Source organism: Pantoea brenneri (genome assembly GCF_038594305.1).
GTDB classification, from domain to species: Bacteria; Pseudomonadota; Gammaproteobacteria; order Enterobacterales; family Enterobacteriaceae; genus Pantoea; species Pantoea brenneri.
Genome location: NZ_JBCGBG010000008.1, coordinates 47,200 through 59,654 on the forward strand (window position 1 = coordinate 47,200; position 12,455 = coordinate 59,654).

At 48.0% G+C, this 12,455-nt stretch carries 11 protein-coding genes; 3 read left to right on the forward strand and 8 right to left on the reverse strand.

Going from position 1 to position 12,455, the window contains the following annotated elements; translation table 11 throughout:
* Positions 1 to 11 precede the first annotated feature (11 nt).
* The 5 genes from AABB92_RS20655 to AABB92_RS20675 all read right to left on the reverse strand — a co-directional run bounded on the left by AABB92_RS20655 (position 12) and on the right by AABB92_RS20675 (position 4,630).
* Positions 12 to 2,606, reverse strand: coding sequence for a fimbria/pilus outer membrane usher protein (locus tag AABB92_RS20655; protein WP_082097625.1), 2,595 nt, complete (start codon positions 2,604 to 2,606; stop codon positions 12 to 14).
* Between the two features lie 27 nt (positions 2,607 to 2,633).
* Positions 2,634 to 3,371, reverse strand: a complete 738-nt coding sequence (locus AABB92_RS20660) for a fimbrial biogenesis chaperone (RefSeq protein ID WP_046289395.1) — start codon at positions 3,369 to 3,371, stop codon at positions 2,634 to 2,636.
* A 64-nt stretch (positions 3,372 to 3,435) separates the two neighbouring features.
* Entirely contained in the window at positions 3,436 to 3,966 is a 531-nt protein-coding gene (locus tag AABB92_RS20665; RefSeq protein ID WP_031378155.1) for a fimbrial protein, read from the reverse strand.
* A 112-nt stretch (positions 3,967 to 4,078) separates the two neighbouring features.
* Positions 4,079 to 4,303, reverse strand: coding sequence for a hypothetical protein (locus AABB92_RS20670; RefSeq protein WP_031378154.1), 225 nt, complete (start codon positions 4,301 to 4,303; stop codon positions 4,079 to 4,081).
* Between the two features lie 12 nt (positions 4,304 to 4,315).
* The gene (locus tag AABB92_RS20675) at positions 4,316 to 4,630 is read right to left on the reverse strand and encodes a hypothetical protein (protein ID WP_031378153.1); all 315 of its coding nucleotides are present in this window, start codon (positions 4,628 to 4,630) and stop codon (positions 4,316 to 4,318) included.
* A gap of 1,031 nt (positions 4,631 to 5,661) precedes the next feature.
* Between AABB92_RS20675 and AABB92_RS20680 the strand changes: the two genes are divergently transcribed.
* The 3 genes from AABB92_RS20680 (at position 5,662) to AABB92_RS20690 (ending at position 7,602) form a co-directional block, all read left to right on the forward strand.
* Entirely contained in the window at positions 5,662 to 6,252 is a 591-nt protein-coding gene (locus tag AABB92_RS20680) for a helix-turn-helix domain-containing protein (RefSeq protein WP_046289396.1), read from the forward strand.
* A 45-nt stretch (positions 6,253 to 6,297) separates the two neighbouring features.
* Positions 6,298 to 6,930, forward strand: a complete 633-nt coding sequence (locus tag AABB92_RS20685) for a helix-turn-helix transcriptional regulator (RefSeq protein WP_031377958.1) — start codon at positions 6,298 to 6,300, stop codon at positions 6,928 to 6,930.
* A 117-nt stretch (positions 6,931 to 7,047) separates the two neighbouring features.
* A complete protein-coding gene (locus AABB92_RS20690; protein ID WP_152659113.1) occupies positions 7,048 to 7,602 on the forward strand; it encodes a hypothetical protein in 555 nt (184 codons plus the stop codon).
* 282 nt (positions 7,603 to 7,884) lie between these two features.
* Here the strand turns inward: AABB92_RS20690 and AABB92_RS20695 are convergent, their stop codons facing one another.
* The 3 genes from AABB92_RS20695 to AABB92_RS20705 all read right to left on the reverse strand — a co-directional run bounded on the left by AABB92_RS20695 (position 7,885) and on the right by AABB92_RS20705 (position 12,089).
* A complete protein-coding gene (locus AABB92_RS20695; RefSeq protein WP_238585859.1) occupies positions 7,885 to 10,788 on the reverse strand; it encodes an autotransporter outer membrane beta-barrel domain-containing protein in 2,904 nt (967 codons plus the stop codon).
* Positions 10,789 to 11,297: 509 nt separating this feature from the next.
* Positions 11,298 to 11,615, reverse strand: coding sequence for a hypothetical protein (locus AABB92_RS20700; protein ID WP_152659114.1), 318 nt, complete (start codon positions 11,613 to 11,615; stop codon positions 11,298 to 11,300).
* A gap of 270 nt (positions 11,616 to 11,885) precedes the next feature.
* Positions 11,886 to 12,089, reverse strand: a complete 204-nt coding sequence (locus tag AABB92_RS20705) for an Hha/YmoA family nucleoid-associated regulatory protein (RefSeq protein WP_031377956.1) — start codon at positions 12,087 to 12,089, stop codon at positions 11,886 to 11,888.
* Between the last annotated feature and the right edge of the window lie 366 nt (positions 12,090 to 12,455).

Here is a 12,455-nt window from a genome sequence, read left to right on the forward strand (position 1 = left end):
GATTCACCCGCTTAACCCTGACTGTCATTTTCGTTTACGCTATTGGAAACATAGCGAACAGGCTGATTCTGATCGCTGCTACATATTGTGGTGAGTCTGGCCAGTGATTTATTATCGCTGGTCTGCACTGCACCCGATTCAAGGTTTACCAGGCAATTATCCATTGGCGCTTTACCCCATGAGACATGCAGGCGGCTGACATCTTTGTTCAACCTGACGTAAATCTGTCCACCCTGAGAGACGGTGGTAACCAGGTTGCCATTTTCATCATTAACCGAAGCGCCAAAAGGTAATGCATTTCCGTTGAGCTGATTCGCGCGGATTAGCAGCGGCTTACCTTTACTGGTTTTATAATCCAGTCTGACCACCGCGCCTTCTACCGGAATGACCCGCTGCTGCGTTGATTCCAGTTCGACATCAAGCGGAATGCCCTTCGGATCGATTGCCAGCTCGTTTATCCGATACGGGTTCAGATTGGGTACAATCGCCCGACCACGGCTGTTAAGCACGATATTGGGATAACCCAGAACCCGCGCCCCCTCTGCATCATCTGCGCTCACTACGGCATAGGTTGATGACTGATAAGCACTGAACGTCAGACTATCCGGTAAGGCAATCACGGTACCGCTGGCTCCACCTGATGCGGAATAATAGTTTTCCCCTTTGGTATAAGAGGCGGTCAGCGTGCTGTAAGGCGACCGATATTGTCCACCAACCGAGGCCGATTGATTATTTTCAACATCACGGGCAACGCCAGCGTTATAATTAATCTGATTCTGATCGCCCAGAACACCATTAATTGCCGTTTGTGCATTGACGCCATCTTTTGTTTGCGTCGCACTGCCGGTTAAATAATGTCGGTTATCGCTGCCTAATGGAACAGAGAAATCAAGTGATAGTTGTGTGTCCTGTCCGCCGGTTGAATATAATAATCGGTTCGCGGAAATTGTATAGGCGACACGGCCAATTATATTATTGTAGCCCAGCTGAAATTGCGTATTGGTACCGGTATCATTCCAGTAGTTTTGAATGAAACCAGTAAGATAGAGACTCCCAAATGAATCTTCAAAGTTTTGGCTGGCGGTCATTGAAAAACGTTGCTTAGGACGCGAAAGGTAATTTGCGGTGCCATTTTTGCGGCGTTTTTTATAATAGCTGTTAATTTGCAACGCATTGTCAAAACTGTAATAGCCGGATGATGAAAAGCGATAAGCCGCGAGGGTGAAGTTGGTGTTGGTCTCAGAGACTTTCTTACTGTATGTCGCGCGATAACTGACACCCTGCTTCTTCTCATCGGCATATTTTGTCTGCGCGGTGGTGATATCCATCGAAAGGGCGCCAATCGGTAAACCAAGCGCGCCACCGATTAACAGTGAGGCATAATTATCCGAAGCCAGAAATCCGGTGTGGCCGGTCAGAATATTACTGAAGCCATGCTGAAGGGTGCCCTGATAAACTGACGGGGTATACGCCATATTATCGCGCCGTGATACGCCACCGGTCAGGGAATAATAGGTCATGCCGGGACGTTTTAATCGCGCCATCGCTGCGTAAGGAACCGAAAAACGGCTTTCACTGCCGTCAGCTTCTTTAACGGTAACCTCTAAATCTCCACCGTATCCGGTCGGGTAAAGGTCGGTAATACTAAAAGCACCCGGTGAGACGGTCGTCTCGTAGATTTTGCTGCCGTTCTGGCTGACGGTGACCTGAGCATTGGTTCGGGCTACGCCACGAATTTCCGGCGCATAGCCACGCTGTGAATCGGGCCACATCTGATCGACCGTTGAAATCTGCACGCCCCGAAAGGAGAGGGTATCGAAAATGTCACCGCTGGTATTGCCTTCACCCAGCAGTAAACGCGATTTCAATCGGGGAATATCACGCTGTACATAAGTATTGATGTCGTCGTAATGGTGATTTTCGCTACCCTGCTGACGTTGCCAGCTGAGCGCACCATCGTGACGGAACATCCAGCCGCCCACGTTGAAACCTGCCAGCGCCCGACCATAGAATGAGTCATATTCACGGCCGCCGCTGTAAACGGAACGATAGTAGTTGGTGTTATAATTCAGGGTTAAAGCCGTTTCACCATTATCCCAGAATTCAGGTGCGACATAGCCGCGTGCCGAACGCACTAAATAGATTTGCGGAATAGATATATCTATTTGCATATCCGCACTGTTTATTGCAGCATTACTGTCTTCGATAACGTCTTCGAGTGACAGGCAATCTTTTCCGGATCGTAACGCTTCCGCTTGCTTCGAATTAAAAATGCTCTCCCTGAGGGAAAGGTTTTTTACCAGTTGGTACGAAAGACACACCCGTGCCGCGTTACCCTCTCGAACAACCCGGACATTATCACGGCTGACCTGCCGGCCATTAAGAAAGATATCCAGCGTATAAATACCGGGGTCAATCGGGTTACCATTGGCGTAACGGGATACATCAATCTTCACCCCAGGTAAATTCTTTACAAAGGATTCGTCAAAGTCGAAATTATTGTCAGCCAGGGCTGAGGTTGTTACTGCGGTAAGACATAGCGCTAAAAAAGAGCGACAGAAATGTCTGCCCACTGGCGGTTTTACAGAGACTGTCCTTGCCATCATGATTACCCTTAATGATCACCATCCGGATTACTGGCTGATTTTTCCTTCGACTTCCTGCGCGGCACCATAATCATCCAGATACTGGTAATGGAACGTGGATTTTATAAGGTTTACGTTTGCCCCTTTCAGGGTGAAATCTTTGCTTCCACCGGGTTCCAGCATGTCGCCTTTTTCACTGGCGATTTTACGGCCGGTCGTATCTTCCGCGGTAATTTGCGCCACGTTTATGTAATAAGGCGAGTTATTTACTGCGGTTAATTGGTTGGTTTTATTACCCTTACGCCAGACCAGCATATTAGCCGCGGCTAGCGCGCCTTTGTAGTCTAAAGGAGTTGGTCGATAAAAGAGTTTAATACGGCTTCTGATCGCCATTTGCAGCTGGTTTTTATCAGCCAGACTTTTATCGCGGGGGGGAATATCCAGCACGTTGAGCCAGTATATTGACTCTTTAGTGGCAGGAAGATCGCTGCCGGTAAATACGATGCGTAACGTTTGTCCTTTATTGGCTTCCATACGGAATACCGGCGGCAGTAAGACAAAAGGAACGTTAATTTTATCCATTGCCTGATTTACATCGCCATCGTCGATCCATGCCTGAACCAGCGCAGGACGCTCGCTACGGTTATCCAGCCGCACCGTCACCTCTTTTTCGGCAGCAGGGTAAATTACCCGGGTACCGATAATGGTCACACTGGCGAGAGAGGGCGCAGAAAGGGAGCCGGCAAGCAGCAGTGAAGCGATGAGGTTAAAACTTTTTTTTTTCATAAGATGAATGAATATCTAAAAAAGAAGAGAAAAGGCGGGGAGGATGACTCCCCACCCTGATCAATTAGAGGTAATTGATTGAATAAGTCACTGATGAAGCAACGGTACCTGAAGAGGCAGCAGCCGTTGCATAGTACTGAGCGGCATAGGTCAGGGTTGCCGCACCTTGATCCAGTGCTGCCGTGGTCGGAGAAGTAGTCTGCTCGGTGCTACCGGCGTTCAGCGCATTGTTAACCTTATCCAGCAGCTGCAGATCAACGTTTGCTGCGGTGCCGGTGTTGATCAGACGGCCATCGGCATTAACGTTAGCACCCTGTTCGAAGTAGGCATAAACGTTACCGGTCTTGGTAGCACACTCGGTCAGATCGATAGTGAAGCGGGTGCTTCCTGCCGTCTGACCTTTTGTTTTCAGCAGGCTAGAAGAAACGGTTGGCAGTACTACGGTACCGGTGCTTGAGCCACCGTTGACGCTAACGGTACAGGTCTGGCTGTTGATCTGACCATTAAAGCTGATGGTGCCATCAGACGCTTCTGCTGCATTAACCTGAGCCGCTGCCAGCAACAGACCGAGAGAAATCATTGATACCTTTTTCATATACTTTCCTTTGTATAAAAATAAAAAAATGAATTGCACTAACAATGAGTCGTTACGATAAGCCGTAACTGCTCATAACGGATTTACCGGAGAAATAACCCTCTCCTGTAAATTAAAAAAACAGCAGGCCAAACACCAGCGCAGTAACTACACCGACAATACCCATGCCAAAGGCTTCACCACTGATGGTGTTCACCGGAGGAATACCTTCCGGACGGGTCCGTTCGGTGGATTCCTCCTGCGAAGGGGAATGCAGGCCTTTAAAAAAGTCGAGGATCATTGAGGTCAGTGATCCGCCGCTGACGGTTGAAATCTCATTTTGTTTTAATTCACGCATGTTATTTCCTTATCAGGTAACGGGCTTGGTATCTAAATCAAACTGATTTTCGACAATCTGGTTAAACCAGGCGACTGTGGGATCCCAGCCATTTAGCGCGCCATACATCGCACCCATCACCAGGCCGACAGAGGCACCGATAATTAAGCCTGCGGCGCCGGAAATAAGACCTACACCCAGGACGCCGCCCGCGCTTCCGCCGCTCATTGCCCACTTCAAACCGAAAGCGGTGACGCCAGCCAATGAGCCAACAACAACTGCACCAACAAAATCAAAAAAACCTGCGCCTGAAACATGCTGCATTTCAAAAGAAGTTAACTCTCTCACTTACCTATCTCCCTATATTTATTTTTTTGCCCTCTCATTTGAGCTGCGTTATTAAATGGATTAATTGACTCAATTTAAATAGTAAATTATCCATAATTTAATGGGTTTTAATGCTGAGTAATATTCCTGTTATTTTGACTACAAAAATTTAACCTTCATGATGATAATATAATGCTTATGGGGTATTGGCATAAGCGCTACTTTTTCCAGGTAATATCTGCGGTTTATTGGTCAGCTATTATTACCGCTTTCGTTAGCAGTCATTAATGTCTGTTCTCACCGAGGGTAGGGCCACGTTAAATGCAACTACATTTGTCATTAAGCCAGGCAGGTCCCTGACAAGTTAATCCCTTTAGTTGAATCATCCTTTCTTAATGCCACATAACTTTACAGCCTGCCTGCCTCCTGTTTGGTGTTTTAGGCTTATTGATCTCAAATTATCAGAATAAAACCCTAAGTAAATTTGATTCGACTCTTTAAATCTCTGTTTTGAGACTCGCCTGGTTAATTTTAAGAATGATGACTCTTTCAGACCAGGAATTGTTTTTGTTCGCGTATTAACATTGGTTCCAGAAATGAAAGGGGTATTTCAAATGTACTTTTAGAATTAAATGTTTGTGATATTAAATGTTTTACACACCGACCAGGTAACATAGGTATTCATATGATGATGTAAAATACAAATTTTCAGAAAAAAGTTATAACACAATAATTATATCTCAGTTTCGCGGATATATGATCTGAAAAATAAGTTGTTAGCAGTGTATGGTGTGGTTGTTTTCTTTGTTGCTGGAATTTGATCCTTCCTTTTCACGGGTTTGTGGGATTGAATTTTACCGGACTGATTTTATTATAGCGAAACCGATAACCCACTTTTCTCATAATTCGGATTTTAAGGATAAGTAGCTATAGAAATCGATTCGCCAGCACTAAGCAAAGAGAACAGCGCAGACTGGTTTTTTTATAATTGAAATACCGATAACGAGGTAGTCAGCCTTGCCTTGTCTATCAATTGGATTGAGTTAATCGATATGCATAGAGTGACTGAAAATCATGAGCGAATCATCGACGCATTGGCGGGTTATACCCAAATCGCTAATCCCGATGAGATATCGCGTGGAAAGCGCCGCTATCATTTAACGAAGGATAACGTTCGCCGGGTAATGTTCATTCTGGATGGCGATTTTCTGGTTAAAATTAAAGGAGAGAATAAAGTCCTCAACATCTTATCCGCGCCGGCGGTAGTTGGGGTAACACCGGCGCTGGATGAGCCCCCGATATATCTTGAAAGGGTTGATTACGGCAAGATAAGCTTTATTGACTATGAAAAGTTCTGGATGCTGGTTTTTGAAAAAAATCTGTTCAACGATGCGATGTCAATTCTCTCGGGTCAGTATTCTGATCTGATGAGCTACATCCAGTTACCGAAAAGCAACTCTTACGATGAAGTGCTTTCTTTAATTGGCCGCTGGACGAAATTACCTCCGCACCTGAAGCGGCGTTTCTCTGCACTTTACCTGATTGAGCATAGCTCTCACCTTTCAAAAAGTTCTATCTGTCGGGTTTTAAAGGATCTGAAAGAGAAAGGGGAGCTGGAATTGATTAACGGTAAGTTTACCTAGCAGGACGCCTTAAGGCTCGGATATCTGGATGTTAAAGGAAAAAAAATGGATGTTAAGATTATCTGCAAGGACGATAACTATTATTTCAGATTCGGCATATCTGAGCTGATTAATGAGGCTTTCCTTTTTAGCGCGAACGTCGGCTTTCTGACCGGCTTTGATAGTGAGAACCTGGCAAAGGCAGACATAGTAATCATCAGTGTCTCGCTATGGCGACTTTATTTGTGTCAGCCTGCTTACCAGTACCGCAAAAGCGGGAGTGTACTGCTGGTCTTTACCGAGCAGCCTGACAAAATTATCGCTGAACATATGCCGGTGTGCTATCAGTCATTAACCGTGATCTCATGGACTGAGAACGTCACCAATATCAAAAATAAGATCATTAAAGCCTGGTTGAAGGCGCATGATGATTCAACGCATGACTATCATCCATCAGACTGTAAACGCTGCTGCTTTTCCCGGATTTCACTGGTGCAGTTACAGGTAATGAGTTTTCTCAAGAAAGGGAACAATGTTCAGCATACGGCACAGTTCCTCGGCCTGTCAGTGAAAACGGTTTACGCGCATAAGTATAACGTGATGAAAAAATACAATATCAAGGGAGATTACGAGTTTCATGCTTTCCTCAATACTGTTTCTTTAATCGAATTATATAAAGGTGTAATAAAAGATGCGTAGCGCGGATGCACGTTGTTAAACGTGCATCCGCTATCCACATTTCATCAGCGTTCACCACCAGGCGCCATTCTGGCGCAGTACCGATCAGTTTCTTTTCGAATTCTTTGAGATCCTGTTATGAAAGATCATTCTCAAATAAACGTCACTCCCCTTGCTGTTCCTGTCAGGTTCGTCACCGTTATCATCATCGTTATGCTGATCGTTTTAGGGAGCTATCTTTACTGCAACTATGCCGTCGCTGCACCTCCGGTACAACCTGAACCTGCAGTGAACGAACCGGATAACTATGCGCATGTTATTGTCTATCGGGTAGATGAAGATAACTCACCGGTTTCAAATAAAGTGGTGAGTATCTTTATTAACAATCAATACCATACCAGTATTCTTCCCCACAACCGTGCGGTGGAGCTTATCCTCTGTCCTGGAATCGGCACGCTTGATATCGCTATCGGCCAGCTGGATAAACATCGCTTCGGGCGATCTGAAAATATGCCAGCGATTACGCCTACCCTGCAGGCAGGAAAGCGCTATTTCTATCGGATTATGTTGAACAAGCTGGAAAGGATATCGGCACATTGGGTGTCTGAAAAAGAGGCAGATAACGCACTGTTTAATCAGAAACCGCAGTTGCTGAGATTGTTTAGCGTTGGCAATGAACACTGCCTGAAATAAGTGATGCGATAGGTTAAGCCGTTCCGGCAACCCGGATGCTGAGCTATACCGCACTCAGCATCGGGTTTTGATGGCTATGTCGTAGCATTCCGTCCGGCAGCTGCAATCACCCTGTCCGCTCATGATATTCGTTAACGTGACGTGCCGACCGTCGCCCCTGTTTTTGCTTTAATCATCCTCCTGTTGTGCCCAACAGGAGGATGAACCTTAGAAGGCGCTGCGCATAACCCGTTTTCCTGACTACCCGCTGCTGCGAGGGAGATAAGCTAACGGGGCTGCAGGTTAAAAACTAAAACGATAACCCGCATTGATTTGACGCTGTCTGAAACGGCTTCCATCATCGCTATCGGCTTCGATAAACAGGGTGTGATTATTGCGCTTAGCGCTGACGCCAATGCCGTTATTCCAGCTGTTCCCTTTGAATGACAGCGTTTCACGAGATCCATTCAGCGCATAATTTGCGTCGCCGGCGAATTCGCGCATCATGCCGGTTTTGAGGTAGCCGTTGAACTGGTAGCCCCGTTGATTAATCTCATAACCCGCCAGCACGCTTGCCCGGCCGAGAACGGATTTATAGTTCGACAGATCAATGTTCAGACCATTCGAGGCACGCAGCGAACTGCCATTCTGGTGTCCCGCCGTCATCTGCATCTGAGGTTCCAGGTAAAAACCGTTGGCATTATCGGAGAAGCTGAACTTCTTACCGGCTTCCAGCGACAGGCTGAAACCGGACGAGACGCCGCTCCCGGCCACCCGGTTCTGCTGCGTATCGTTGACGCTAAACTGATTTTTCAGTCGGTTGAATTTCACCACACCATCAATGTAGAAACCCTCCTCATTCATCCAGTTGCTGTAGAGACCAAAATGGCTGGAGCGGGTGGTTCCGTTGCCGCTTTGATAGTGGGGCGAGCCTGTCGTCGCTCCCATAAACAGACCGAGATAAACCGGCACCTCATCGGATAAGCGTTTATCCACCCCGAACTGATAGCCGGTATAGTTCAGGCTGAAGTGGCTTAATTTGCCCGTCGCAAAACCGCTGAAACGGCCATCAATCCCTCGCAGCCAGACATTGCCATCCGTTTTACCCTGACGAATATCACCCATACGCTGCATCAGCGTTTGCGTTTCGGCGTAGTTGATCAGATAGCCAATATTAAGGAAGTTCGCGCCAGCATTGGCACTGCTGCTGATCACCGATGGGCCGCTGGCGTCGGGCGGAATAACTGCCGGGGTAGCGGGTGAGGGACTTTCGTTATCTCCGGTGATGACCGGTGCGGCTTCTGCGCTGTCTGGCGGAGTGGCAGGTGCGGCTTCGGTATCCTCAGCCGGCGCGACGGGAACGGTTTCAGGCTTCTCAGCCGGAACGGTGGGGATGATTTCCGGCGCTTCGGCTTCAGCCGCTGGTGAAGAGAGTACCCAATGAGTGCCCTGCTGATTGACGGTATAAACATAACCGCCCAGTTCAACAGCCGAATCTCCGGTGAAGCGTGCGACGCCATCCGGCGTTTCGACCACCGTCAATACTTCATCACCGTTTGTGGCAGCACTGCCCCGGTTCTGGATTAACAACCGGTAATCACCGGCACTGCTTTCGGTCACCACCACCTTATCGCCAATGTTATTAACTCCATTGCCGTCACCCGCGAGATCCGTGCGCAACGCAAAATCCCCGCTGCCGCTCAGGTTAGCAACCTTCAGCGTGGCGTAGCGGCTATCGTCGCTGGCGGCAGTCAGATCGACCAGAGAATGCTGCATTTGCAGCTTATCGACTACGGAATCACCGGCAACCCGCCATTGGCTATCGGTCAGCTGGATGTTGAGATGGCCGCCGTTCACGTTATCGCTGACCGCTCTGCCAGACCAGAGCGAACCTGGGGCAAAGTTAAGGTCGATTAATCCGCCCAGCGACCCAACGCTACCGGTGATGTTCATCCTGCCGTCAGCATCAATCGCGCCGGGTGCAAAGCCATCAAAGTGCTCGGTAGCCATCGCAACGCCATCTGGCGAACCCATATCAATCTTCAGGTCGCCCTGAAGATGAATCTGACCGCCGGCCACGGCATAAACGCCATAGGTACTTTTCGCCAGGCCGTTGATAGTCAGGTTCTGACCGGTGATCTGCCCGCTGATTGCCAGCAAGCCATGCCCAATAATATTGACACTATTAATGGCAATATCGGTGTTACGCAGATTTACCGTCGCGCCTGCCAGCTGCGCCATCGCACCATATAATCCGGCGGATTTTAGCGTGCTACGTTCTGCCTCAGTGCCGAAAAAATTTAACGTGGAACCCTCATCCATAGCCACGATGGCACCGCTTTGCGCTGACGCAACCTGGCTACCTGCGCCAATGTTGGCAAGCCCGCTTCCTCTGACAGACAGACCCGCCGAATCATCACCGGCGGTGCTGATGGTCAGGTGATCTGCCGTGACAGTCCCCATGTTCACGATGCCGACAGAGGTAACGCCTGAGGTGATGATGGTTGAATTGCTGCCCAGCCTGACCTCGCTGTCTGACTGAATATTGATGCCGGGCGAACTGTTGCCCAGCGTATTGATAGTGAGATGATTGGCTGTCAGTAACGGCGAGCTGCCGGTGGGATTGCCTGTAAAGGCATCAATCCGCACGCCATCGCTGTTGTTGCCGTTGGTCTGAATGGCGCTGTTATTCCCCAGGCTGACCTGCGTATCGTAGCCGGAAATATGCAGGGCAAGTCCATTAATGCCCTGGGTAGAGATTTGTAGTTGTTCTGCTGTGAGGCTGGAAGCATTGCTCACCGTCAGGCCTTCCGCATAGGCAATGCCGGTTGCCGCCGTGTTTAGCGAACTGCCGGTGCCTAAATCAGCCGTGGACTGTTTACCGGTAAGCTCAAAGGCGCTGGCTGTTATGCCCGACACGCTCACAATCAGTTTATCTGCCGTAAAAAGGCTGTTCGGCCCTTTGATAAAAATGCCCTGGGCATAGTGTTCGGCATCGGTAACGCGAACGGTACTGCCAGTGCCGATAACCACCTTACCGGGAACGGTGCTGGGCACCATGATACCGTACAGTCCGCCATTCAGGGTCTGGTCGGCTATCAGCATGGTCGCGTCAGGCAGGGTAATATCGCTGCCCGTCAGGCTGCCTGACATTGCTGCATAGCCGAAGCCTGGCATAACGCTCACACCACTGGCCAGCATTAGCATTTTTGCGACTCTGCTTATTCTGAATTGATTATTCATGCCCGTAACTCTTCCTTAAGATTTTATTGATGACCCAAATTCAGCGCAATTAATCCCGAACACCTTTAGTATGTCATTAGGCGTGATGAATTAACCGGCTGAATAAAAACGGGTCAGATTGAAAGAAATGAATTAATTTACGCTCCCATCCTGAGTGCAGGTGACGGGATTATGCCGGGCAGGGCCGAATTATGTAAAGATAATGCCATGCGCTATTTTCAGGCCGCCAGCAGGTTAAGAACATCTGTCGGAAACATTCTTCTTTAAAAATTAAGGCGATGCGGCATTAGTCCGCAGGTTAGAAATGTTAAAATAATTCACCTGCATTGCATTTTGATTATGTTTAAAATCGGCGAGAGCTAAAGGCAGGGTGGATAAGATAAATTCAGCTTCCCGGATTAATTGCTTTTTAATAGTAATGCCGCTAATTAAATTTTTTCTGGTAAGTGCGTGGCTGGCAGAAGGTTCATCTGTTAATTAAATAACTTACTTCTCTGCTTAAACTGCAGAAACATATGGCGCGCAGTGGCAGACATATTGCCATTTGTTTCGCAACCATTGAAACAGAGGCATCTGAAGTTAAGCAGCAGGCGCAAATCGGATGAATTTAATAAACTCACTTGAATTAAATAAATAGGCGTTGCCGGCAACGCAGTTAATGTCATTTCTGACGTGGGTACGCGACGGTTATCTCTTTTGACCGCACCGGGGCCGATGCAGCGCGATTGAGCGTGACGCCATTTTGCTGTTGCTTTGGCGTGTCCAGAACCAGGAAAAGGCTGCAGTGCCACAGTGTTAAGCACCTTAGTAAAAGCGGCAGCGTGTCTGTTGCTCACTTTTGATTCGCCGTGGCGGTTGCAGACAACATGCGCATTAATGCCTGCGTAAAAGCAAAGTCAGAGAGCCGCTGACTTAGATATCGACTAGCGGCCAGGGGATCATTTTTACAGAGCATCACCCTGTGCGGTGCTGCTCTGTTTTTCTCTCGGCCAGACGATTATTCATTCAATAATGACGGCCGGAAATAGTCATAACCTGATGTGATACAGAAACGAACGGGGTTAACTGACATACCGCCAGGCTTCAATGGGTACTTGGTTATAGATTTCGTTCATCACCAGTTCCGCTTTGCGATGATCGTAAGCACCTTCAAACGAGGAAAGATCCTCTGCCGGAACACGATAGCGCATATAACTGGTGACAATATCAAGAATGTCTGTGCAGGGACAATGTCGCAGCTGCATTAAATAATCAATCTTTTCCATATATCCTCGTAAAATCAATGCGTAAAAATTCGCGACGTCTCAACATGAGACGCCAATCATTCGGCAATCTGGCTGATAAGTTTAATGTAAGGCGCACTGCTTAGGTCCGGCCTGAGTAATCGTGTGCATCAGGGCATTAACCTGCGGGTCGCGGTGCCGTCTCCCGCATCGCTGATGCATCGATACCCTCCGGGCGCGTTACAGATTCTCGTTATTGCTCTCCTTGTTCGGCAGAAAGGTAATTGATTTTCAACCCACCGGACGTTTTATGATTCTAAAGCCCGGTAAGCAGATTCTTCTGGCTCAGCTGCAATAGTGACGCGTTCCGGTGTTAACAGAACCGTAAGAGGTATCTGTAAGCGCCGT

Coding starts and splice junctions, on each gene's coding strand:
- AABB92_RS20670 (WP_031378154.1), bottom strand. CDS start 4,303: ATGCGTGAATTAAAACAAAATGAGATTTCAACCGTCAGCGGCGGATCA.
- AABB92_RS20705 (WP_031377956.1), bottom strand. CDS start 12,089: ATGGAAAAGATTGATTATTTAATGCAGCTGCGACATTGTCCCTGCACA.
- AABB92_RS20690 (WP_152659113.1), top strand. CDS start 7,048: ATGAAAGATCATTCTCAAATAAACGTCACTCCCCTTGCTGTTCCTGTC.
- AABB92_RS20655 (WP_082097625.1), bottom strand. CDS start 2,606: ATGATGGCAAGGACAGTCTCTGTAAAACCGCCAGTGGGCAGACATTTC.
- AABB92_RS20685 (WP_031377958.1), top strand. CDS start 6,298: ATGGATGTTAAGATTATCTGCAAGGACGATAACTATTATTTCAGATTC.
- AABB92_RS20665 (WP_031378155.1), bottom strand. CDS start 3,966: ATGAAAAAGGTATCAATGATTTCTCTCGGTCTGTTGCTGGCAGCGGCT.
- AABB92_RS20660 (WP_046289395.1), bottom strand. CDS start 3,371: ATGAAAAAAAAAAGTTTTAACCTCATCGCTTCACTGCTGCTTGCCGGC.
- AABB92_RS20680 (WP_046289396.1), top strand. CDS start 5,662: ATGCATAGAGTGACTGAAAATCATGAGCGAATCATCGACGCATTGGCG.
- AABB92_RS20695 (WP_238585859.1), bottom strand. CDS start 10,788: ATGCTAATGCTGGCCAGTGGTGTGAGCGTTATGCCAGGCTTCGGCTAT.